At 41.2% G+C, this 25,609-nt stretch carries 19 protein-coding genes; 8 read left to right on the plus strand and 11 right to left on the minus strand.

All coding sequences use genetic code 11. The features are described from left to right. Window positions 1-155: 155 nt before the first annotated feature. Window positions 156-1,163 (plus strand): fasciclin domain-containing protein, encoded by a 1,008-nt coding sequence (locus A923_RS0113725; RefSeq protein ID WP_017222250.1) that lies wholly within the window; start codon window positions 156-158, stop codon window positions 1,161-1,163. A 117-nt stretch (window positions 1,164-1,280) separates the two neighbouring features. Here the strand turns inward: A923_RS0113725 and A923_RS23110 are convergent, their stop codons facing one another. The 7 genes from A923_RS23110 to A923_RS0113760 all read right to left on the minus strand — a co-directional run bounded on the left by A923_RS23110 (window position 1,281) and on the right by A923_RS0113760 (window position 8,017). Beyond that, window positions 1,281-1,430: a hypothetical protein gene (locus tag A923_RS23110; protein WP_017222251.1), complete on the minus strand. Its 150-nt coding sequence runs from the start codon at window positions 1,428-1,430 to the stop codon at window positions 1,281-1,283. A 255-nt stretch (window positions 1,431-1,685) separates the two neighbouring features. Then, window positions 1,686-2,597, minus strand: a complete 912-nt coding sequence (locus tag A923_RS0113735) for an alpha/beta hydrolase (RefSeq protein WP_017222252.1) — start codon at window positions 2,595-2,597, stop codon at window positions 1,686-1,688. A gap of 192 nt (window positions 2,598-2,789) precedes the next feature. Further along, a complete protein-coding gene (locus tag A923_RS0113740; RefSeq protein ID WP_017222253.1) occupies window positions 2,790-4,184 on the minus strand; it encodes a wax ester/triacylglycerol synthase family O-acyltransferase in 1,395 nt (464 codons plus the stop codon). Window positions 4,185-4,206: 22 nt separating this feature from the next. After that, entirely contained in the window at window positions 4,207-4,503 is a 297-nt protein-coding gene (locus A923_RS0113745; protein ID WP_017222254.1) for a polyhydroxyalkanoic acid system family protein, read from the minus strand. Window positions 4,504-4,641: 138 nt separating this feature from the next. Continuing rightward, window positions 4,642-5,178: a lecithin retinol acyltransferase family protein gene (locus tag A923_RS0113750; RefSeq protein WP_017222255.1), complete on the minus strand. Its 537-nt coding sequence runs from the start codon at window positions 5,176-5,178 to the stop codon at window positions 4,642-4,644. Window positions 5,179-5,208: 30 nt separating this feature from the next. After that, window positions 5,209-5,763, minus strand: coding sequence for an NAD(P)H nitroreductase (locus A923_RS0113755; RefSeq protein ID WP_017222256.1), 555 nt, complete (start codon window positions 5,761-5,763; stop codon window positions 5,209-5,211). A 223-nt stretch (window positions 5,764-5,986) separates the two neighbouring features. Then, window positions 5,987-8,017, minus strand: a complete 2,031-nt coding sequence (locus A923_RS0113760; protein WP_017222257.1) for an NADPH-dependent 2,4-dienoyl-CoA reductase — start codon at window positions 8,015-8,017, stop codon at window positions 5,987-5,989. Between the two features lie 352 nt (window positions 8,018-8,369). Here A923_RS0113760 and sppA point away from each other — a divergent pair, with 352 nt between their 5' ends. Next, window positions 8,370-10,232 (plus strand): signal peptide peptidase SppA, encoded by a 1,863-nt coding sequence (gene sppA, locus A923_RS0113765; RefSeq protein WP_017222258.1) that lies wholly within the window; start codon window positions 8,370-8,372, stop codon window positions 10,230-10,232. A 211-nt stretch (window positions 10,233-10,443) separates the two neighbouring features. Next, the gene (gene ansA, locus A923_RS0113770; RefSeq protein ID WP_017222259.1) at window positions 10,444-11,454 is read left to right on the plus strand and encodes an asparaginase; all 1,011 of its coding nucleotides are present in this window, start codon (window positions 10,444-10,446) and stop codon (window positions 11,452-11,454) included. Window positions 11,455-11,628: 174 nt separating this feature from the next. Here the strand turns inward: ansA and punC are convergent, their stop codons facing one another. Further along, window positions 11,629-12,822, minus strand: a complete 1,194-nt coding sequence (punC, locus tag A923_RS0113775; protein WP_017222260.1) for a purine nucleoside transporter PunC — start codon at window positions 12,820-12,822, stop codon at window positions 11,629-11,631. Window positions 12,823-13,000: 178 nt separating this feature from the next. Here punC and punR point away from each other — a divergent pair, with 178 nt between their 5' ends. The 3 genes from punR to A923_RS0113790 all read left to right on the plus strand — a co-directional run bounded on the left by punR (window position 13,001) and on the right by A923_RS0113790 (window position 17,905). Beyond that, a complete protein-coding gene (gene punR, locus A923_RS0113780) occupies window positions 13,001-13,903 on the plus strand; it encodes a DNA-binding transcriptional activator PunR (RefSeq protein WP_017222261.1) in 903 nt (300 codons plus the stop codon). A 72-nt stretch (window positions 13,904-13,975) separates the two neighbouring features. Beyond that, on the plus strand, window positions 13,976-17,260 hold the full coding sequence (locus A923_RS0113785; protein WP_017222262.1) for a DUF748 domain-containing protein: 3,285 nt from the start codon (window positions 13,976-13,978) through the stop codon (window positions 17,258-17,260). Window positions 17,261-17,578: 318 nt separating this feature from the next. Then, a complete protein-coding gene (locus A923_RS0113790) occupies window positions 17,579-17,905 on the plus strand; it encodes a hypothetical protein (RefSeq protein WP_017222263.1) in 327 nt (108 codons plus the stop codon). A gap of 18 nt (window positions 17,906-17,923) precedes the next feature. Here the strand turns inward: A923_RS0113790 and pepT are convergent, their stop codons facing one another. Continuing rightward, window positions 17,924-19,150: a peptidase T gene (gene pepT, locus A923_RS0113795; protein ID WP_017222264.1), complete on the minus strand. Its 1,227-nt coding sequence runs from the start codon at window positions 19,148-19,150 to the stop codon at window positions 17,924-17,926. A gap of 776 nt (window positions 19,151-19,926) precedes the next feature. On the opposite strand from pepT, the gene purT reads away from it, so the two are divergent. Beyond that, window positions 19,927-21,108: a formate-dependent phosphoribosylglycinamide formyltransferase gene (gene purT, locus A923_RS0113805; RefSeq protein WP_017222266.1), complete on the plus strand. Its 1,182-nt coding sequence runs from the start codon at window positions 19,927-19,929 to the stop codon at window positions 21,106-21,108. Window positions 21,109-21,333: 225 nt separating this feature from the next. Here purT and A923_RS0113810 read toward each other — a convergent pair whose 3' ends face one another. Both A923_RS0113810 and A923_RS0113820 read right to left on the minus strand, forming a co-directional pair. Then, a complete protein-coding gene (locus tag A923_RS0113810; protein ID WP_017222267.1) occupies window positions 21,334-22,533 on the minus strand; it encodes a NupC/NupG family nucleoside CNT transporter in 1,200 nt (399 codons plus the stop codon). 217 nt (window positions 22,534-22,750) lie between these two features. Continuing rightward, window positions 22,751-23,689 (minus strand): LysR family transcriptional regulator, encoded by a 939-nt coding sequence (locus A923_RS0113820; protein ID WP_017222269.1) that lies wholly within the window; start codon window positions 23,687-23,689, stop codon window positions 22,751-22,753. 195 nt (window positions 23,690-23,884) lie between these two features. Between A923_RS0113820 and A923_RS0113825 the strand changes: the two genes are divergently transcribed. Then, window positions 23,885-25,555 (plus strand): long-chain-fatty-acid--CoA ligase, encoded by a 1,671-nt coding sequence (locus A923_RS0113825; protein ID WP_017222270.1) that lies wholly within the window; start codon window positions 23,885-23,887, stop codon window positions 25,553-25,555. Window positions 25,556-25,609: the final 54 nt, after the last annotated feature.

The raw sequence follows: 25,609 nt of genomic DNA on the forward strand, positions 1-25,609 counted from the left end.
AGTGATATTTAAAATATAACATCAATAAAGTGATCTTAATTGATTAGCTCGCCGTATTAAGTTTTGATACTGACATTACGACTTACTTAGCTTCAGGCTACTGACCGCTAAATGAGTCATATAAACAAAACTAAATAATATGGAAGGTAACAATCATGTCTACTAGAAATTCAAATTATTTATCTTGGGCAAAAGCATCTACCCTCGTGCTATTTACCAGTTCAACCTTATTCCTCACTGCATGTAATGACGATAATGATAACGATATTAGCGCGCTCAGTTGTAGCGGTAACATAGCTGAAATTGCCGACTGTAATAGCAATTTTGATACACTCTACGCAGCTGTCGATGCAGCTGGACTGGGTGCAACACTAAGCGGCGGCGAGTTTACGGTATTCGCCCCAACAGATGCAGCATTCAATGAATTGTTTTTAGCGCTTGGTGTAACCCCAGCAGAATTTTTAGCCCGTACAGATTTAGCAGACATACTCACTTATCACGTACTACAAGGCTCTGTAGATGCAACTGCCGCAATAGCACTCGCAGGTATGATGGATAACTCCACACGTACAGTTGAAACCTCAAACATTGGAGTAACGCTCGTTGGACAAGACCTTTTCGTCAATCGATCTAAAGTGGTCATCCCGAATGTGATTGCTGATAACGGCATCATTCATGCAATAGATAAAGTGTTAATACCACCCTCTTACTTCAATGTTGTTGAAACAGCCCAAGCAGACGGACGGTTTAACACATTAGTAGCCGCCGTCGTTGAAGCAGGACTTGCAAACACGTTAGCGACAACACCTAATCTGACCGTTTTTGCGCCAACAGATGATGCATTCGCACAGTTAATCGCGACTAATGATGCGTTTAATAGCGCTGCAGATATCTTAGCATTAACTAATTTAGCGGATATCCTCCTGTATCACGTTCTGGATTCAGAAGTGGACGCAATGACTGCAATTGGGTTATCGGGAAATACCACAACACCACTTTACGCCGCACAAGATCTTGCTATTTCATATACTGATCCAGATCTTTACATCAATACATCAAAAGTGATTGTCGCGGATGTTGATGCATCTAATGGAATTATTCATGCGATCGATAAAGTGTTGCTACCGGCTGCAGCGAGTACATTATCTGATACTGGCCTGTGAGAACTGAATTAAAATTAACATCTATATGGGGCTTTAGTGGCGGGTAATGCTGAAGTAATTATTGCGGATATAAAATAACAAGATAGAAATGTCCCGCTATACGGGACATTTCGGCTATTAACCTTCGACATCAATCAAGTTCATTACCATCAATTTACGAATCACACTGACGTACATAACATTGATTTTAGCAATCTTAGTTACGTCCGTTAAAGAGTGACCTTCTTTTAATAATTCAATTGTTTGTAATACTTGTTCTTTGTTCATTATAGCCTCTGTGTTGTGCTTCGCTTGGTGTATGCGACTATAATAAAGAATTTTATAAACAGACATATATCATATTCAGAAAAATTTCCGAAGATGACATATTTTATATAATTATTTATGTTTCTTTATGAATTAACTTCAATTTCCACCACTTTAATTATAATCAACACCATAAAATGGTCATTTCAATTATGATATTTATAAAAACCCGTAGGTATTAGATCGAAATTGAGTAAGTATTATAAACAAACCTGTTTAAGACTTGTTTTGATGTTTATTTATAAAGTCGACAATTTGAATCAGTGCAGCTTTACTTTCTGGAAGCTGTTCAAATAACGGAAACACATGCGGCATCTCACGCCATATTTGTACATGAGCATCGACACCTTTGGCCTGCATAAACTCCGCTAGCCGCGTTGAATCATCGCGCATTAACTCAGTACTACCAGCATGGAACATAAATGGCGGAAATCCTGTAAAGTCACCAAACAGTGGCGATATCTCATCATTATGCAAATCGTTATTACCGCCTTCTAGATACAGGTTTCGGCAATGTAACATCACTTCCAGACTAAACAGTGCATCACTATAACGATTCTCAACAGCAGACAGACCGCTTTGAGTCATATCAGCATTAGGTGATAATAATACCCCACATAGCGGCATAGGCAGGCCATCGCGTTTCGCTCTATGTAATAACGCTAAAACCAAATTCCCACCCGCGGAGTCACCCGCCACGATTATATCTTCAGGCGCAGTACCAGAGTCTAGTAATGACTTATAAATAATATAACAACAATCAAGCGCCGCAGGAAAAGGGTTTTCTGGTGCGAGTGGATAATCGGGTACAATAGCATGTAAATCTAATGGCTCAGCTAAACGCGCAATGAAATTGTTATGCATAGCCGGTGTTTTAAATACAAATGCACCGCCATGTAAGTACAGTAATTTGGTCTTACTGTTGGAAAATTTTAGTTTTATCTCATCACACAAGATACCTTCACGCATAGATTGAGTACGTTCTATTTTAGAACTAATACCAAATGTGAATTTATCGAGTGCACGCATCTGAAAGCGCAGCTTATTTGCATCTTTGGTATTCTCAATCGAGCGTTTTACTGTTTGTTTCAAAAATAAATTCAGCGCTTTGGCTTGCCAACTAATCAAAATAACCTCAAAATATATTTATACTTATAGCAGAAATGCGAGTAATACAAATCAGGCCCTTGCCTTAAGAAATAAAACTAACACTGATGTTCACATTTTCAAGCTATTTTGATGTAACAAATGTGTAACCTATCAAAGTTAGCATGAAATAGTCAGAAGACAAAGGCGGCAGCTTAAGCCTCCACCTTTAGTTTAACGTGAAGAGATGAGTACTGAATGTTGTTTCGCATTATCCAAAATGTCATTGGAGAGGATTTCACAAGCGGCCTCGACATGACGAGATAGTATATCTAAATCAGGCATTTCATTTTTACAGCCGACTAAGCCGAAAAATACTTCTTCGTGATAACTGTACAAGGTAATATTTAATGCTGTACCAGCAGAGAGCACTGAGACAGGATAAACTTCGGTCAGCTTCGCACCCGCAAGGTAAGCAAAGTCTTGCTGCCCACGCACGTTAGATACAATCACAGAACCCAGTGGCGGTAAGAACTTCGAGATCCCTAACCATTCAGAGATTGACGCAGTTGCTTGCAGCAATAATGAAAAGTTAACCACCGACTCAGCCGGTAAACTAAACAAATCTTCTTTAACGCTACTCGTACGTTTAAAAATTGTTTCTAAATGCTCTAAAGGATCTGCATCAACATTTCCGAGTTCGACCCCAGTTAATGCATTGCGGCGGCCATTGCCGATACGCACTGGCACCTGCGCAACTAATGGCTTACGTAATAAGATGCCTTTCTCTTTTAGATAACGATTAAGACCAATATCAACACAGCATAAAATCACATCATTTAGGGTGACACCGGTTATCTTGCTAATTGAACGCATTTTTTCAAACGGCAAACGACCAAAAGAAACAATTCGGGAGCGCGTTGCGGGTACCGAAAATGGGGTCCTCGGAGCACAAAAGGGTAATGCTGGTCCTTTATCACGTAAATTTAGGAATTTAAGCCCCATTCGGGCCCCTAATTGAACAAGACCAGGAACAGATTTAAGCTGCTTTAAGCCACTCATGTACGTCGACAATAGGTTTTCAATGACGCCCGCAGACTCTTTATAACCAGGACGAAATGATGGGATCTGCCAAAATGGACGATAATCATTAACCGACTGATCACTTTGTAAATACCCTGACAACCAACTGTTTGCCATTTTACCATCAGCCATCGCATAATGAATTTTAGTGAAAATAGCAAAGCGCCCTTCAGATAAACCTTCAATCAAATACACTTCCCATAACGGACGCGTTCTATCGATTAAATGAGAATGTAAACGTTCAACTAAATCACGTAACTGTTCATCAGAACCTTCCCCGGGTAGCATAGACATGCGAATATGATAGTTAAAATCAAACTGGCTGTCATGTACCCAATAATACAAACCACCGAAGCTTTTCTTCAATTTAAAGTTAAAAGGGGTCGCTACAGCGGGATCCATGATTAACTTTTGGAAAAGATCGCGCGCAAAATTACCAACATAATCCTTTGGCGGCTCAAAAATTTGCAACCCTGAAAAATGTTTCGGACTTGCAGTACTCTCACTTAATAAAAATGAGGTTTCAACCAGTGATAATTGTTCCATAATATCAAGCCTTAATCGTACTTTATCTATATGAACATGCTGCACTTGGTAGCAGTTCATCCAGCGTTTCTTCAATGCTTTGCTTTAATACAAAACTAACTGGAAACAGCAGGATCCCTAATTTCAATTTGATTCTGATACTCTCTGCGTCTGCATGTAAGTATCCTCTAGTATGAGCATGCTGAATATGAAGTTTATCACCCTGCCATTCTAATTTAAGGTCATATTCTTGTGCTATATCAACCATTACTTTATCTGCGATACTAATAATCTGATGATGCGGCAAACTATGATCACGAAATATTTCAATATTACCCATAATTCACTCCACTCGCTCATGACAACGTTGGCGAGTTGTTAATCTAATAGCCGTTATTATAGGGAAAATAACTAGAAAGCGCTTACTAAACCAAGAAGCGCTATAGAAGAAGAGAAATGGGATATTAAGAGGTATTAGTTACAGATTTTCATCTTCAGCATCTTGATTAGTATTATTTAAAAATACTAACCAAAAACCTGCGGAGGTAAAAATAGCATGCTTCCACCAAGACAAGGTCGCTGCATTTAAATGTGATAATTGCGACGCAATGCCCCACAGTAAAGCAGCACGAAACCGCCCACTGGTATAGTGATTGACTAATATCGCTGAAATTAGAATTAACGCGCGTCGTAACTGCGGGCTGGTTACTTTGACGCCGCATACTTCATGGACAAAATGCTCACAGTTATTTTTCAACAAGTGATAACGTTTTTTGTCTGCGACGAGTTGCGCTGCATTTTCGATGATATCCTCGGCAGGTAAACTACCGGGTAAAAAACCATGGTCAATAATGTCTTTGTCATCAGAGAAATCTTGTAAACTCACTAAACCACGACCAGCACGGGCTCTCGAGTTCTCAAAAACATGGCCACACCCATCCGAGATACCAACATGATGGTAAAGTGGAAATTGTACACTGAGTAAATGTCCTTTGGGATATTGTGTTGCCATCATAATTCTTACTCTCTATTCGCGTGCAAAGCGTTAGCTATCCATGCGCGTTACAAAATTTTCGGTGTCTAGCTGACGAATTTTCTTGCAAGATACATCCGGTGTACCTAAATATAAAAAGCCCACAATTTCATCTTTATCTTCAAGCTCAAGCTTTTGTTTTACATGATCATTGTAAGCAAACCAACCCGTTCGCCAAATACCATTAAATCCTTGAGCTTGTGCCGCCATTTGCATGGCCATGACCACACAACCCGCTGACATCAATTGTTCTGATTCAGGAATCTTCGGGTGCGCTTCTATTCTTGCAATAACAGTAATAATTTGTGGTGCTCGAAACGGGGCATTCGCCGCCTTTAATACATCTTTTTCTGCTTTGCCAAGGTTAAACGCAGCATCTTTGAAATAGCGCGATAAGGTATTTAAACCTTCACCTTCGGTAATAATAAAACGCCAAGGGGTTAAGCCGCCGTGATCAGGTGCACGTAATCCAGCATGAATAATATTATCCAATGCCACACCACTCGGGGCTGGGGCTGAAAGCTGATTACAAGAATGGCGATTTATTAATAGGTCAATTGCGTTCATTACTTACTACTTTGAACAATGAGTGATAGCTAAAGTATTAAATGTAGCCCATAAAATATCAAGTGATAAATTTATTAAGATCAAAAAAGCCCATACATAATATGGGCTATCTATTACAATTGTTTATAGTAACAAGTGCACGTAATCATCAATCAATGCCAGCCACGACAAGAATAGTCGACACTGTAGCAATAACGCGCAATGTTATTGCATTAGATTAGTATTAAATCGTCGCGGCCAATTCTGCGCCTTGGCGTATCGCGCGTTTTGCGTCCAACTCACCGGCTTCAAATGCACCACCAATCAAGTGTGTTTTCACTTTCTGTGATTGTAACTGTTCAAACAACTCTCTAAATGGTTCTTGTCCAGCACATAAGATCACATTATCAACTTCAAGGACTTTTTGCACGCCATCAACAGTAATGTGTAATCCTTTATCATCAATCAGGTCATAAGAAGCACCTTTAATCATATCTACATTTTTTTTCTGCAATGTTGCTCTGTGTACCCAGCCACTGGTTTTACCTAAGCCAGCACCAACTTTGGTATCTTTACGTTGTAACAAGAATACCTCACGCGCCGGTGCAGTGTTCTTGGCAGCAACAAGACCACCCACCGTTTGGCAGTCGTCTGTCACGCCCCACTCGCTCAACCATTGTTTAGTGTTGACCGAGGGAGAAGCACCTTCTTCTTCAACCAAGAACTCGGATACATCAAAACCAATACCGCCGGCGCCAATCACGGCAACACGTTTGCCCACAGGTTTATGATCACGTAATACTTCAATATAGCTCAGTACTTTTTCATGTTCTACACCTGGAATAGGCGGTGTTCTTGGCGTGATACCTGTTGCGATAACAACATCATCATAACCCTTGCCTTCCAAAGTATTCACTGTCACTAACTGATTTAAATATAAGTTAATGCCAAGTACTTCAATTTGTCTTGCATAATAACGCAGCGTTTCGTAAAACTCTTCTTTGCCTGGTATTTGTTTTGCATAGTTAAACTGACCACCGATCTCCGAACGACTATCAAAAATATCAATTTGATGGCCACGTCCGGCGGCATAACAAGCAAAGGCTAAACCAGCTGGACCTGCGCCGACAACGGCAATACGTTTTGATTTGGTTGCCGTTTCAAATTTTAATTCAGTTTCAAAACACGCTTGTGGATTAACCAGACAAGAGGCGCGTTTGGCTTTAAACACATGGTCTAAACAGGCTTGATTACAAGCAATACACGTATTTATCTCGTCTGCTTTACCCGCTGTCGCTTTGGTAACAAAGTACGGGTCAGCTAACATAGGACGCGCCATCGATACCATGTCCGCTTGCCCTGAAGATAGAATCTCTTCAGCCACTTCAGGGGTATTAATACGGTTAGTGGTGATTAAAGGCACATTAACATGCGCCTTCATTTTTTCGGTTACCCAGCTAAACGCAGCACGAGGAACACTGGTTACAATCGTTGGTATACGCGCTTCATGCCAGCCGATACCAGTATTGATAATCGTCACGCCTGCTTTTTCAAGTGCTTGCGCTAATTCAACTGCTTCTTCAAACGTACTACCGTCTTCAACAAGGTCTAACATAGATAGGCGGAAGATAATAATAAAATCATTACCGACACGCTGACGGATCGCTTTTACAATCTCAATCGGAAAACGCATGCGGTTTTGATAGCTACCACCCCAGTCATCGGTACGCTTATTACTGCGGCGACAAATAAATTGGTTAATCAAGTAACCTTCAGAACCCATCACTTCAACACCGTCATAACCAGCAAACTGAGCAAGTTCAGCGGTTTTAGCAAAGTCAGTAATCGTGCAGCGAATTGAACGCTTTGACATTGCTCTTGGCGTAAATGGGTTAATAGGCGACTTTTTCTTACTCGCACTCACGCTAAATGGATGGTAGGCATAACGCCCCGCATGTAAAATCTGTAGTGCGATTTTACTGCCATTATCATGTACAGCTTGTGTAACAACTTGGTGTTTCTTCGCCTGCCACTTATAAGACAACTGCATGCCATGTGGCATCAAACGGCCACGTAAATTTGGCGAAATACCACCGGTAACAATTAAACCAACACCACCCTTGGCACGCTCGGCATAAAATGCAGCCAATTTTTCAAATCCATTTTTTTCTTCTTCTAAGCCAGTATGCATCGAGCCCATTAAGACTCGGTTTTTCAATGTTGTAAAACCTAAATCTAATGGCGCCAACATATTCGGATAATTGCTTGCAGACATAACTCCACTCCCAGTGGTTACACAATTGCTATTTATTTGATACGTAGTTGTTATCTATTTATAATTTAGAGTAATTAATTTAATCGTTCATTTCAAACGCTATTTTAATCTATATAGCGCACAAGTGTAGGCATAAATTAATGATTTCGTTGAATTTCAATCATTAACAATACATTTTGGCATGTTTAAACTAAGCTAAATTGTATATTATTTATGATTAATGAGAACTAGATCCACTACACACTGTCATAGTGCTGCGCTCTAAGCGCTTTAATCTAAACTAAATTTATGGCTTAATACACAAAACAACATCCATAACGATCTAATCCCATTGGATTTACTAGGAATATATATGAGAAAATTATTCTCAATACTCGGATTCATCCTTTCAAAAATAGGCAGTTCAATTACGTTCACTCGTAATTTAATCTTGAACCTGTTTTTTATTGCTTTTATAGCAATCATTATTATTGCATTGCAACAAACAAAAGAAGTACCTGTCGCCTTCGCTGATAACGCCGCGTTAGTACTTAACTTAAACGGTATCTTGGTTGATCAACCAAAATTAGTTGATCCCTTCGATCAAGTTATTGGTGAGTTTGTTGACTCTTCAAATATCGTTAATGAAATAGCCATTTCAGATGTTGTTACCGTCATTAAGAATGCTAAAACTGACAATACAATTAACGCGCTGATATTAGATCTCGCCCTGCTGAGACCAGCAAGTTTAACTAAGCTCACGGATATTTCTGATGCACTGGTTGAATTTAAAAAGAGTAATAAGCCAGTTTATGCTTATGGTGATTACTTTAGCCAAGAGCAATACTTCCTTGCATCATTCGCTGATGAGATCTTACTTAACCCCGCTGGCGGCGTATTATTACAAGGTTATGGCAGCTATAGTCTGTATTTCAAAGATGCCATCGACAAGTTAAACCTGTCATCACATGTGTTTCGTGTTGGTACTTATAAGTCATTTGTTGAACCCTTTACCCGCAGCGATATGTCGGCAGCGAGCAAAGAAGCCAAGTTAAACTGGTTAAATCAACTTTGGAATACCTATACCGGCATTGTAGCCACTAACCGTGCAATTATTGCGGAAGATGTCGCCCCTAAAGCTGATGTATTTATTGCTCGCCTGCAATCGGTCAATGGCAATATCGCCGAATATGCTTTACAGCAAAAGCTAGTGGACCAATTATTAACACGTGAAGAAATGTCGCGTTATCTGGCTAAAAAGCTTAACAGCGAGTCAGAAGAATATGACCACGTTGAATTCTTAGATTACCTTGCCCAGCAACCAACGCAGTTTCAACAACAAGGTTTTGCTAACAAACCCGGTGTCGGTATCATTTTCGCAAGCGGCCAAATCTTAGATGGTAATCAGCCTGCTGGTGCAATTGGTGGTAAATCGCTAAGCAAGCTGCTACTAGAAGCGAAAGATGATGAACAGATTAAAGCATTAGTACTGCGTATAGACAGCCCTGGTGGCAGCGCATTTGCTTCTGAACAGATCCGCACGGCGTTATTAGAAGTTAAACAGGCTGGTAAACCGGTTGTTGTTTCTATGGGTAGCGTCGCTGCATCGGGTGGTTATTGGATAGCCTCTGCCGCTGATGAAATTTGGGCAAAACCGACCACAATTACCGGTTCAATTGGTATTTTTGGTATGTTTGCAACGACGGAAAAGTTACTGGCTAAACTCGGTATATACAGTGATGGTGTGGGCACAACTGATTACACCGGCCTTTCTGTCAATCGAAAATTACCAGAGCATATGGCTCAAATCATTCAGATGACCGTTGAAAATGGCTACAGTAACTTCTTAGCTGTGGTTGCTGAAGGACGAGATATGACCACTGAACAAGTTAATGAGATTGCCCAAGGCCGAGTTTGGACTGGCAGTGATGCATTGCGTTTAGGCTTAGTTGATAACCTAGGTAGTCTTGACGATGCCATTGCTGCCGCGGCCAAAAAAGCCGATGTAGCAAGTGACTCATTAATCTTAATACAAACACCGCGCAGTGAACGCGAACGCTTACTGTCAATGTTTACGCAATCACTCGTAACTGAGGTGTTAACACAACTGAACATCAGCGCCGATGGACACGTGGCAACCTGGCTAGCAACGATCAGCCAACAAGCAGCCCAGCTTAACAACTATTCGGACCCACAAGGTCTGTATGTGCAATGTTTAGTGTGCGACATTAAATAGTTAATCACTATTAATAAGTGATTAACTATTTATATAGTGATAACTATGTAGTACTAACGTGCGGTAAATTTGCCGATTTACCGCACAATTCCAGCCCCACCCTTAATTACCCTATTTAATTGCAGTTTTATTCAGTAATTTAGCAGCAAGCTATTCCATTAATTGATTTCAGCACTATAATCCCCTTTAAAAACGCACAGGGAATTTATTAATGGCTAAGAAATCAATCTACATTGCATATACTGGTGGCACGATCGGTATGCAACATTCAGAGCACGGTTATGTACCGATGGAAGGATTCATGACAGATTGCTTAGCGCGTCTACCTGAATTCCACCGCGAAGAAATGCCTGATTTCACACTTCATGAGTATTCGCCGTTAATCGACTCTTCTAATATGGCACCGTCTGATTGGCAAAAAATTGCTGAAGATATCCAAACCAACTATGATAAATACGATGGTTTTGTGATTTTACATGGTACAGATACCATGGCGTATACAGCATCAGCATTAGCATTCATGTTAGAAGACCTTGGCAAACCGGTTATCGTGACAGGTTCACAAATTCCACTGGCCGAAATTCGTTCTGACGGACAAAGTAACTTGCTTAACTCACTTTACCTTGCCGCAAACTACCCCGTTCACGAAGTATGCTTATTCTTTAATAATCAGTTATTACGTGGTAACAGAACCACTAAAGTACATGCCGATGGTTTCAGCGCTTTTGCAACGCCAAACTGCGAAACCCTGTTAAAAGTCGGTATTAATATCGAAGTGCTGCTAGGTGACGTAAAACCTATCGTAGAAAAAACCCTGACAGTGAGCAACATTACCCCGCAACCAATTGCGATCGTCACGCTTTACCCTGGTATCTCCACGGAAGTCATTAGTAACATTCTATTACAACCAGTGAAAGCTCTAATCTTACTTAGCTATGGTGTCGGTAATGCACCACAAAGCGAAGATATCTTAAATGCACTGGAAGCAGCGAACCAACGCGGTATCGTTGTTGTGAACCTCACTCAGTGTATTAAAGGCAAAGTAAACATGGGTGGTTATGCGACAGGCGATGCGTTGGCACAAGTAGGCGTTATCTCAGGCTTTGATATGACCACTGAAGCGGCATTAACCAAACTACATTATCTAATCAGCAAGAATCTACCAAGCGAAGAAATCAAAGTACTGATGCAGCAAAATGTACGCGGTGAATTGACTCACTAATTTAGAGTAGACTTTGGTTAGAGTTAGATTAGGCCTAGTTAGACTAATTTAGATTTAGATTTAGATTAGCTGCGTGTTGCGTTAAACATTATTGTTAAAACCAACAAACAAAAAAGGGAAAGACAATCACTGTCTTTCCCTTTTTTTATCTGCAATTATTATGCTTTAATTAACTTAAGCCACTACCGCATCAGTTGCAGTCTCTTCAACGTGTTTATGCTTCGCTAACGTATAACCAACGACAATCAACAAGCCTTGGAACAACATCACCGCAGTTACCGCGTAAAGACCTTGGTCTGAAAACGTAGAAACGACACTACTTGCTAAGAAACAAAACATCGTTTGTAAAAAGTTAAGTAAGCCTGCCGCTGTTGCACTGCAATTTTTAAAATCAGCCAATGCAGCATTAATCACTAATGGATAAATCGCGCCGTTAGCTACAGCTAAGAAGCAGAATGGGATTAATATAGGCCAAATAGTCGTTGGTGCCGTTACAAATGTAATCACAAACATAGTCACGACCGTCGCGATAAATAAGGTGATTAACCAAGGTAATAATTGTTTTGCGCTAAAGCGAGTTAACAAGCTACGACAACCATAACCACCAACAAGAAAAGCCACTGTCTGTGGTAAGTAACTCAGACCAATGTCAGCGCCTGAATATCCCATAGCAGTCATAATGAAGGGTGAACCGGTTAAATAGGCGAAGAAAGCAGCGGAGCATGCCGCAAATATCAACATGTTACCCATGAATATTTTTGATTTTAAAATCTGCTTATAATCACGCGCCAGTTGCGTGGTGATTTTTTCTTGTTTTTTATCCAGAGGTGCACTTTCTTCTTGGCCTGTTGTCGCGAACATTAGCCCAAGACCAATCACCACTAGGACGATAAAAATACTGCGCCAGCCAAAATATGCTTCAAGTCCTGCACCCAACAAGGGTGCTAATGCCGGAGACAATGCAACAAGTGGCATGATAGTCGCAAAAATACGTTCCGACGCTTTACCTTGATAACGGTCAATCACAACCGCCTGCCAAATAACAGTACCACAACACGCACCTAACGCTTGGCCAAATCGAGCGAGTAGAAACAGCTCTATACTGCTAGACACAGAGATCACAGCTGTCGATATAACAAAAATAGTCATACCCACAAACAACATTTTCTTGCGGCCGATACGGTCTGATAAAGGACCATAGACTAATTGACCGAGTGCCATCCCTAATAAGAATATACTCAGTGACAAGCTAATTAATGTTTGCGTGGTACCAAATTCAGAACGAATGGTTTCGAATGCAGGTAAATACATATCGGTAGCGAGAAAACCCAACATACTTAATCCAGAAAACCAGATCATAGTGCTCATTGAAGCGTTCTTTTTAGGGTTGATTGTACTGTTACTTTTAGGATTGAGTGTGCTGTTGCTTTTAATATTGTTCATTGCATAACTACATAGACTAATGATGATATTGATAGTTTAGTACTGGCGTTCCGGTTTGAGAAACGCTAATATTTCACTATTGCTTTCAAAAAATTTGATGTGAATGTTTTCTCAACAAGATCTGCAGGTTATCGACGCTGTTGCCCGACGTGGAAGTTTCACCGCGGCAGCAGATGAGTTATGTAAAGTACCCAGTGCCATTAGCTACACTGTACGTAATATTGAAGAGCGGTTAGCCGTGGCTTTATTCATTCGTTTGCACCGTAAAGTCGAGCTAACGCCTGCGGGCGAATACTTTGTCGTTGAATCGCGTAAATTGCTCAAGCAAATGGCGCACATGAAATTTCAAACACAACGAGTGGCACATGGTTGGAACGAAAGCGTGTCCCTCGCATTAGATAACGTCGTACATGAAGGCCGTATCAATACCATGGTGGGTGACTTTTACACTGCGTTTCCAGATGTGGAACTGTTATTAACCATGGAAGTATATAACGGTGTTTGGGATGCACTGGTTGATTCGCGTGCAGACATCGCAATTGGTGCGACAGCAACGATTCCCGTTAGTGGCGGCTTTGATTACCGCGGAATGGGGGAATTAAAGTGGACGTTCGTGATCAGTCCTAATCACCCGCTCGCACAGGTACCACAACCGATCAGTAACGAAGCGCTCGCGCAATACCCGGTAATTTGTTTAGAAGACACCGCCCGCAAGCTTCCCAAACGCACAACATGGTTACTTGATAATCAACGCCGTCTTGTCGTCCCGAACTGGCACAGTGCAACACAGCTACTCAAGGGCGGTTTAGGCATTGCTATTATGCCAGCACATATGGCCAAAAAATTAATCCTAACAGGTGAACTAATAGAGAAAGAAGTCATTACAGCCCTACCCGTTAGCGATTGTTGCTTAGCCTGGAATACCAAACGCATGAGCCCAGCCGTTACATGGTTATTAGATTATTTAGGTGATAGTGACCAATTACATCAACAATGGTTGGAATAATAACTGTTATGCTTGCCATTGATATTCTATAATTAAGACTATTGATTGTATTTAAAAGGATTTACATTTCCAATGGCAACTTCCACTCCCAACTTTCGTCAACGCTTCTCAAGTGTACCGCGCTATCAACGCCTGCTCACTTATACGCTCGTTGCCTATTTAGTCTATGCCATGTTATTAGGCTTACTTGTGCCTTATATGGTAAAAAGCATCGCGCCTGACAAAGCCAGCGCCTTAGTTAACCGCCCCGTGTTGCTAGAAGATGTATCCATTAATCCTTTTACACTCAAATTTGAAATTACCGGTTTTGAGATCCAAACGCCGGACCAACAAGAATTCATCAATCTTGGTCGTATCACATTACAAGCTAACCTTTGGAAGAGTTTGTTCAATGGCAGCATTAACCTTGAAACAGTCGAAATCGATCAAGCAGCTGTCAATATAGAAAGACTAGATGAAACCAGATTCAGTTTCTCCGATATCCCAGAATACATGGAAGAGCAGGCTAAGCGTTTTGTTACCGTAGACGCAATCGTAGAAGAAACGGATCAAGGCACTGACTTACCGCATATGCAAATTGCGAATATCAGTATCACTAATACCGCATTTAATTTTAAAGACCGTCCAACAGGCGCTGAACTCGATTACCCTGCAATCAATGTTTCACTGACTCAGTTCAATAGTATTGCCATGTTAGAAAATAAACAGCAGAGCAAAGCCCCGGCACCCACTTACAACAGTTTCGCTCTGAGTATTGAAGGTAGCGATGAAAGTGCGGTCACAACGGCAGGTCGATTCCAGTTAACACCGTTGGAAGCGCAAGGTGAACTCGCACTTAAGCACATTAAACTCACCACATTCTGGCCATTTATTGCCAAACAAATTCGTGCAGAGTTAAAATCTGGTACCATTGATTTAGCCACCAACTTCCGCTTTATCAGCGATACCACTGTAGCAACAGATACGCCAACAGCTGATTCTGGTACTGATAGCCCTGAAACTGATAGCCCTGAAACAAATAGTTCTGCGACAAATAGCCCGACAGCAGCTACGCCAACACCACAATTTATTATCGACACCGGCGAATTTGCATTACGTTCACTGATATTTACCTCTGCAGATCACGAACTCATCAACCTGCCCTTATTTACGGCTGCTGGCATCGCGCTCGATTTACAAGAGCAACTAGTCGGCATCGATAATGTCAGCACTGATGGCTTGCAACTCCATGCTAGCCTTAACAAAGGTGAAGTTGATTTAGCCGCATTGTTAACGCCAACATCATTAACTGAAACAGCATCACCGCGTGTCGTTGTCACCGCGCCACCGGTAACCGCTCCCCCAGTAACAGAAAACGCTAAGCCAGAAAATGACTCAGTAGTAGGTACAGTCGTTGATGTCATCGAGACCGTATCAGAAATAGAGGTCGAAACCGTCGTTGAACAAGTAGCAGCAATTGAAGCCAGATCCGACGCAAGGGTGTGGGTACTTAATATTGGAGAATTTAATTTAACCAATTATGATATTAACATCGTTGACTCATGGATCACGAAAGCCACAAAATGGCGCATCGCACCACTGAACTTCAGCACCAAAGCAATATCGAGCAGCTATGATGCCCCTATCGACTATGAACTAGCACTGAGTATTAATGATAACGGTAGTTTTGCTTCACAGGGTAGTATCGACATTAAACAACAATCACTTGATGCGCACATCAGTCTAGAACAACTGAATCTAACTCAATTTCAGCCTTACATCACCCCTTACTTGAATATCAGCCTGAACAGTGGTTTCTTCACCACCAAAGGTGACATTTACGCCGATAGCAAAGGTACAGCACGTTTCAACGGTGAAGTGCAAGTTGCAAAACTAGCGATTAATGACAAAAAACTCAATAAGCCGCTGCTTAAATGGCAAGATTTTACCATTAACAGTATTGCCCTCGATCAACAGGCTAATAGCTTACTCATCGATCACATCAAATTAACCCAACCTTATGCACAAGTTATCGTGGCAGCAGATAAAAGCTCAAACCTATCTGACTTAGTAATAGGGCAGAAATCAGCAGATGAAACCTCTGAAGTAACACCTGCCACAGACAAGGAAAAAGCGAAACCAGCAACGGTAACAGCAACACCTGAAGATGCCATGCTGATTGAATTAAACAAGTTCACACTCGTCGCGGGTAAAGTTGACTACACCGATAATGTGCTTAAACCAAGTTTTGAAGCCGTCATCGAAAATATAGAAGGTCATGTTGGTAAACTATCATCGACAACGACCAAAAATGCAGAAATTGATATCAAGGCTATCGTCAATAAATACGCGCCGATGACTTTAAAAGGGGTACTAAACCCATTAATTCCAGAACCTTTTGTTGATGTTGAGTTTGTGTTTAATAACTTTGAGTTACCCTCAATGACACCCTACTCTGGTACCTATGCAGGTTTAGATATTGATGAAGGCCAGTTGTCTCTTGCGCTTAAATACAAATTAGAAAATAATCACTTAGAGGGTAGCAACCATATTTTAATTGACCAATTAGATATGAATGATACCAAAGACAGTGACGCTGGTAGCATACTCCCTATCACCCTTGCTATTCCATTGCTCAAAGACAGCAGTGGTGCAATTGACTTGGGCGTTAACGTATCAGGTAATGTTGATGATCCAAGCTTTAATGTCGGTGAGATTGTACTGAAATCGCTCAGTAATATTATTCTTAAAGCAGTAACATCGCCATTTACATTATTAGCTAGCCTTGTTGATACCACTGATGATTTAGACAAGGTCAGTTTTGCCAATGGTTCGACAACGCTCGCGCTAACAGAGCAAGGTAAACTAGATACCTTAGCCAAAGCATTAGCACAACGCCCTGAAATAAAGCTAAATATCAAAGGCAGCTATGATGCTAACTTGGATAAACAAGCACTACAGAATAACGCGTTAAATAATAAGCTGAGTCAATCAACTGGCACCGTTATTAAGCAAGGTAGCAACGTAGATGAGCTACCTGTGTCTGCCAGTATGACAACTGCACTGGTTAACGTATATGAATCAGAAACCAAAGGTAAAGCGGATGCATTACGCACTGCAATTGCAACCCAACAACCGACACTCGCTGATGCAGAATTAGAACAAGTTTGGCTGCGTAGTTTATATGCTGAGACCAGTAAGCTGCAAGTTGTGACAGACAAGCAATTAAGAAGGTTAGCAAAATCACGGGCAAATATGATCAAGTCGCATTTACGTGATGTCAGCAAAGTTGATGCTGGACGTGTCTTTGTATTAAGTCATCAAAGCAACGTACCTTCAACAAGTACTGAAACAACGCTGACAATGGTAGTCAAATAAGTCACACAATAAGTCGAAAATAACTAAAAAATAGACCTCATTGATTTGTGCTATTAAAATCAATGAGGTCGGTAACATCCCCCGCAGCTCCCCATCAAGCTTACCGCCGATAGATATACAAATCACCGTTCATGTCTTATGCTTACACTATATTAAAACCATGTTCAAACCATAACCAAGCTATGCTCGCACTAAACCTGTACTACGCCTGCACTATGCCTGCACTATGCATGAATTAAGTAAAGCTAATTTGAATGCCAAGCTGTTTACCATTTACTGATGAATACGTCTTCAGTCTAGGTAATTGGAGGTCGATTTATGCTTGAAGGCAATTTCATCACGGTAAAATCTGAATTGTTAATAAGACACATTCATCAATTTATGAACAACAAACTCAGTTACAACATACTGACCGATTACAGTTGGGAAATATTACAAGACTGGCAACGTTTAAACATCGTTGACAATAAAATTGCCAGCTCGAAAGAACAAGTTTTTTGGTATTTAGTCTTTGAGCTGCAAATTCAAAGTGAAGTGGCGTTATTACATGATAAAGCTCTGAATCGTAAACTAGATCATTGCATGTTGTTTTTACAAGGGCAGGTAGATATGCCTGACGACTGTATTGGCATCAGGCCGAATTAGTTATTTACTGGACGTTATTTACTGGTATTTTTTCGCTGTTAACGCAGCCAAGCGGACAATCACTTGCACCGATTTTTCCATTCCTTCTACCGTGATAAATTCATGGATACCATGAAAATTATAACCGCCAGTAAAGATATTGGGACAAGGTAATCCCATAAAGGATAATCGCGCCCCGTCAGTACCGCCTCGAATAGGTTTAATGTCAGGTTGTATATCACACTCAATCATCGCCTGCGTCGCCAGTTCAATGATATGTGCATGAGGCTCTACCATTTCACGCATATTTTTATAACTGTCGCTTATTTTAACTTCTATGCGCTCACAACCAAGCTCGTTATTTAGTGCTGCGACTTGCTGCTGCATAAAGGCTTTACGATGTGTTAATCCAGTTTCGTCAAAATCACGAATAATATAATGCAGTGTGGTTTTAGCAACACTGGTTTGCATCGCATTTAAGTGATAAAAACCTTGGTAACCCTCCGTGTATTCTGGTGTTTCATCGGCAGGCATCATCGCTTGGAACTTAGCCGCGAGGCCCATGCTATTGACCATCTTATTTTTGGCTGAACCAGGATGTACATTCACACCGTGACAAATCACATCAGCAGAGCTGGCATTAAAATTTTCATACTCTAATTCACCAACAGGGCCACCATCAATGGTATAAGCCCACTGCGCGTTAAAGCCTTTTACATCAAACAAATCTGCGCCACGGCCAATCTCTTCGTCTGGGGTAAAACCAATACAAATGTCGCCGTGTTCAATTTCAGGATTAGCTTGTAAATACGCGATAGCCGTTATAATTTCAGCAATCCCGGCTTTGTTATCGCCACCAAGTAATGTCGACCCATCGGTAGTGATAAGGGTCTGACCCTGTAATTGATTTAGTTCTGGATACATTGCCGGTGACAGTTTTTCAGTGTCGCTTAAACGAATGTCACCACCTTGATAATTCTCAACAATTTGTGGTTTAACATGCTGACCAGATGCATCTGGCGCGGTGTCCATATGGGCAATAAAACCGACAGTTGGCACTCTTGTGCTAATATTACTCGATAGGCGTGCAGTTAAGTAACCATTGCTATCGAGTTTTACGTCATCTAAATTCAGTAAAATTAACTCTTGCTGTAGTTGTTTAGCGAATACAGTTTGACCAGGGGTACTAGGGCAAGTAGCAAGGGTATGATCGGACTGGGTATCAAAACTTACATAACGTAAAAAACGTTCAATCAATGTAGTCATAATAAAGCCTTAATGAATAAAAAAGTAAGTAGTTATGATGTAAGGATATTATGCATCATATAAAGTGATTATAGATTGTCCTTAATCATTAATGGGTATTAAATTTCACTTCAAGGATGTTATAAAGCACAAAACCCTGCATGCGATTCAGTAACAGCGAAGAGGTATAGAATGAGAAACACGATCATTGAATGGCCTAAATTATTCCGATACAGTCTTTTATTTGTTTTTATTTCCGTATTTATGAGTGCCATACTGTTGTTTGGCTTTACTCGTGATTGGCGAGTTATATTTGATCTTAACGTACAACTTATAGCGATTAATCTGGCATTTATAGCGGTTATTTACATTTCCTTTCCACTGTTAATCGTACGTTTTTGTTATTACTTCTATCAATTAGTAGCGCATGGCAGAAAAGAAGGTATCTCATTGTTTTGTTATCAAACCTTATTCAACCCAATTAACTTTTTATTTCGACCGAGTTTACTCACCTACGAGGGGCTCACCCACCGCCGTCGCTGTGTCATTTCGATCGTTCTCTTGCTTGCTTTATACACTTCAATTTTTGTTATGAGTGACATGATAACGTAAATATAAAAATCAGACTTTTGATTGTCACAGCCTAATTATCAGTTAGACCTTCCATTTCTACCAAAATCGCTATATCATGCTGCTATATTACGTAGTGAGAAAACTATAGTACTTAAAATACAACAAGTTAGTGAATTATCATTTGTTTGACCACCAAATTTATAATCAATTAATAGGGAATTGTTATGTTAGGTACTGCCAACAGCAAAAATGCAACACGTGTATTACTATTAGGCTCAGGTGAACTCGGGAAAGAAGTCGCTATTGAGTTTCAACGTTTAGGTGTCGAAGTCATTGCAGTTGATCGTTATGACAACGCGCCAGCCATGCAAGTTGCCCATCGTAGCCACACCATTAACATGCTAGATGGTGATGCACTAAGACATCTTATTGAGCTTGAAAAACCAGATTATGTTATTCCAGAAATCGAAGCTATCGCAACAGATACCCTGCTTGAACTAGAGCAAGAAGGTGTCAACATTGTACCAACAGCACGCGCAACCAAACTAACCATGGATCGTGAAGGTATTCGCCTTCTAGCGGCCGAAACACTGCAGTTACCTACCTCGCCTTATATTTTTACCGATAATAAAATTGAATACCTTGCAGCTGTAGAACAGATTGGTATTCCGTGCGTGATCAAACCTGTAATGAGTTCATCTGGTAAAGGTCAAAGCATTATTCGTGATGAAGACGATATAGACCAAGCTTGGGCTTATGCACAAGAAGGTGGCCGCGCTGGCGCAGGTCGCATCATTATTGAAGGTTTTGTTAAGTTCGATTTTGAAATCACTCTACTGACAATCAGCGCCGTTGACGGCATTCATTTCTGTGACCCTATTGGGCACCGCCAGCAAGATGGCGACTACCGTGAATCATGGCAGCCACAAGTAATGTGCGATGACGTACTTGCTAAAGCCAAAGAGATATCGGCAAAAGTTGTGACGGAATTAGGCGGTTATGGTCTATTTGGCGTCGAACTCTTCATTCGTGGTAATGAGGTGTTCTTTAGTGAAGTCTCACCGCGCCCACATGATACGGGCATGGTGACATTAATCTCGCAAGACCTGTCTGAATTTGCTTTACATGTACGCGCTGTATTAGGTCTACCTATCACTCAAATCCAACAGTATGGTCCGTCTGCTTCAGCGGTTATCTTGGCTGAAGGCCATTCGACTAATATTGGCTTTAACCAATTAGCACCGGCATTGGCTTGTGTCCCGGGCAGCCAAATACGTTTATTCGGTAAGCCTGAGATCGCAGGACAACGTCGTTTAGGTGTGGCGCTAGCGCGTGGTATTAATACCATTGATGCAATTGATAAAGCCAAAGAAGTGGCGAAAAAAATTGAAGTGACTTTCGATTAATATCAACATCGTATTAATAACTGCAATAGTATTGTAACGACAATCGATGTAATAACTGCAGCACATTAATCGCACTAAGTAAAAAGTAAAAAAAAGCTAACAAGTAATCTTGTTAGCTTTTTTTGCATCTGTTACTGCAGTTAATAATTGTATCGATATTTAATGCATTAACAATTAACTTTCAATAATAACGCTCACCAACAAAAATGAGCGTTGTACTGTCTGTTATAAGCTTAAAATTACACCGGCAATTGCAGCGCTCATCAAGTTAGCCAGTACACCAGCAAAAATAGCGCGGAAACCATGCTTAGCGATGAATTGACGACGTTCAGGGATCATGCTGCCTAAACCACCAATCAAGATAGCCATGGTGCTTATATTAGCAAAACCACATAACGCAAAGGTAATGATGGCTTGAGAATGTTCACTTAACTGATCTTTTACTTCCATCAACTGAATAAACGCCACAAACTCATTAACCACGATCTTATTACCAATCAACGAACCCGCAACAATCGCTTCATCCCACGGCACACCAATCAACCAAGCAACAGGGGCAAACACATAGCCTAAAATGATTTCAAAGCTTAACGTCACATCAAACCAATTACCGATACCGCCTAACATACCATTGAGTAACGCGATAACACCAACAAAGGCCAGCAAGGTTGCACCAATTGCAGTCGCCATGCTTAAACCGGCCATCGCACCGTCAGCAAGGGCTTCAACCACGTTAGTTGCACGCGGTAATTCTACTTTAGTGATTTCGTCTGCGTGATTTTCATTTTTTGATGGTGGGAACAAGAACTTCGCCATTAACAAACCAGCAGGCGCAGACATAAATGACGCAGCCACTAAAAACTTAATCTCGACACCAATCATGGCGTAGCCGACTAATGTGCCACCAGCAACAGAAGCAAGACCACACGTCATCACAGCGAAGAACTGTGAATCGCTCATGCCTTTCAAATACGGCTTAACCACTAACGGCGCTTCAACCATACCCACGAAGATGTTTGCCGTTGCCGCTAATGATTCTGCACGACCAGTGCCGAGTAATTTCTGTAAGCCACCACCAACAATATTAATCACTTTCGGCATGAAGCCAATATGATACAGCGCTGAAATTAACGCCGAGAAGAACACAATAATACCTAATACATTAATAGCAAATACAAAGGTGCCTTCCACTAAGCTGCCAAATAAGAACGAGATACCTTCCTGGCCATAATCAATCACATTTGAGACACCCGCACTAAAAGCATTTAACGCGTCTTTGCCTGCTGGAAAATATAATACGATGAAAGCAAAAGTAATCTGTAATGCAAACGCCAGTGAGACAGTTCTGAGGGGGATATTACGGCGATCGTTAGAGCAGAAATACGCCGTTAATAGGATCACTATTATGCCTAAAATAGATATCATGGAACAAACCTGTTTAATGATTAAAATTATGAAGACGCGTATTGTAGTCCGCGCCATTTTTACAGCAAGTCCAGTAAGTTACCTGCTTGTTACAATTAAATTCAACAGTGGTGTAGCGATAGCTAGTTTATTGTTTTATAACGATTCCATAATGATCTTTAGCGTATTATTTCCATATGGAAAAGATATTTCCGCATCAGGACATAAGTTGTTGTAATTAGATTTTAATTTGCGACTTTAATTGCTGATCCCAGTATGAAGGTTGACCAATATATTCTTTAAAAAAGGCAATCGCAGCGCTAATTTTTTTCGGTAAATGCTTACGGCTGGGATAGACAGCATAAAACCGCATCACCTGACTCGCCTGCCATTGGGGCAATAACTGAATCAATTTTCCGGTTCTAAACTCATCGGTTAACAAATATGTCGCTAAGTAAGCAATGCCCCACCCTGATATCGCAGCGTCGCGGATCGCTTCAGCTAAATCGACACGGTAATTTCCATCAACGTTAATGTATAACGATTCAGTACCTTGCTTAAACGACCACAAGCCATAATTACGTTCACGGCTGCGATAGATAAGGCAATTATGGTTTTCAAGCTCGTTGGGATGCAAAGGCGCGGTGTGATGCATCAAATAATCTGGTGATGCGGCAACCACAAAACGGGTATCTGCCAAATGCTGCGCCACATAACCTTCGGGAATATCTTCAATGTTGGTAAGCCACAGATCTAACCCATCATCAATCATGTTGGCTTTATAATCGAACAAACTCACTTCAACATGTAGGTCGGGGTGCAGTTTACGAAACTGTTCGATAGCGGGAATAATATGGATGGTGCCAAATGACTGCGATACACCTAAGCGCAGTATACCGGCCACGTCGTCTTGCAGATTAGCCATCATCACATCGGCATCTTGCACACTGCTCACGACTTCGGCGCAATAAAGAGCAAACTGTTGGCCAGCATCGGTTAAGGTAAAACTGCGAGTAGAACGCTGTACCAGCTTGACGTTTAAATCAGCTTCTAAGCATTTGAGTTGTTTACTTACATGAGAAACCGACACACTGAGGGTATGCGCTGCAGCGGTAAAGCTACCAGTTTGCACTAAAGTATGAAAAAGGGCCATTTGGCTAGCACGATCTTGAATCAAATGAGAAGTACCTAGTAACGTCCGATCCGTGTGACTACGTAATAATAAGCATAAACAACATTATTGCTGTTTAATTACGGCAAGTGTATACAAAAATAGACAGGCAATAAAGTGCGACACCATGATTATTATCAACTATTTAATCCACCAGTTATAAGATAATATACTACATAACACCCTACAGAGAATATTAACATGGAAAAAACCTGGTTAAAAAACTACCCTAGCGATGTACCAGAGTTCATTGATTTATCACAATATGACAGCATTTTAGATATCGTCGAACAAAGCTGCGAAAAACACGCTGACTCAATCGCCTTTTTAAACATGGGTGCCACACTTACCTTTCGCCAACTTGAACAACAAAGTCGGGATTTTGCGGCCTATTTACAACACGAACTGAACATGCAGCCAGGTGATCGTTGCGCTATCATGATGCCCAATTTATTACAGTATCCTATTGCGCTATTTGGCATACTCCGCGCTGGGCTGATTGCCGTTAATGTTAACCCGCTTTATACCCAACGCGAATTACAGCATCAACTGACCGATTCCGGCGCTAAGATGATTGTCGCCATTAGTAACTTTGGTGCCAACCTCGAAAAAGTATTACCACAAACCAGTATTGAACACGTCATCATGACCAACATAGGCGATCAACTACAGCAGCCTAAACGCACCATGGTTAACTTTGCAGTCAAATACGTGAAAAAAATGATCCCTGCTTTTCACATTGAAAATGCAATTTCAATGCGCAAGGTATTATCTGCCGGACGTAAGTTAGTTTATAACCGCCCAGCCTGTAAACCGGAAGACATTGCGTACCTACAATATACGGGTGGCACAACAGGTATCGCCAAAGGCGCCATGTTAACCCATCGCAATATTGTCGCGAACGTATTGCAAGTGTACGGCCAGTTCTCACCACGCACACTGTTATCCAAAGACCATGTTGTTACCCCGTTACCGCTTTATCATATCTTTGCTAACTCAGTAAGCTTGATGTTTATTATGATGATCGGTGGTCGTAATTTATTAATTACCAATCCAAGAGATATGGACGGCTTTATTAAAGAGTTGAAGGGCTACCCTTTCACTATTTTCTTCGGCTTAAACACCTTGTTCAGCGGTATGTTAAAGAATGAAAAATTCCGTGCATTAGATTTCAGTAATGCCCGCTTCACAATCGCTGGCGGTATGTCCACCCAAGAAGATGTCGCCAAAGAATGGCAAGCGGTCACCGGCATGCCAGTGGTTGAAGGTTATGGATTAACAGAATGTTCACCGGTGGTTTGCAGTGGCATTCACACACAACAAGAATATACTGCGGGTATTGGCGTGCCGTTACCATCAACAGAAATGCGTGTTGTTAATGATGACCACCAAGCATTAGGCGTAAACGTTGTTGGCGAATTACAAGTACGCGGTCCACAAGTGATGTCTGGCTATTGGAAACAAGCACAAGCTACTGCGGAATCGATTGATGCCGATGGTTGGTTCTCGACCGGTGATATGGCCCGTATGGACCAAGATGGTTGCTTCTTTATTGTCGACCGTAAAAAAGACATGATTTTAGTGTCTGGCTTTAATGTTTACTCGGTCGAAATTGAAGAAGTACTGCGATTACATCCCGATATTGAAGAAGCAGCGGTAGTGGGTCTGCCACATCCCGTAACAGGCGAACAAGTTAAAGCCTTCATCTGTAGCAGCAATAAAGCGCTGACCAGTAAAGAGGTACAAACTCACTGCCGCCGTTATCTAACCGCGTACAAAGTGCCACGTGATATTGAGTTTCGTGACGACCTGCCGAAAAGTCCAGTAGGCAAAGTACTTAAACGTGAGCTACTAACACCAGCAACAATTTAACCAAAACAACAGCAAGCACGGCTGTTAATGCTTTTGTGCTTGCTGTTCATGTGT

This window comes from Moritella dasanensis ArB 0140 (genome assembly GCF_000276805.1).
Classification (GTDB): domain Bacteria; phylum Pseudomonadota; class Gammaproteobacteria; order Enterobacterales; family Moritellaceae; genus Moritella; species Moritella dasanensis.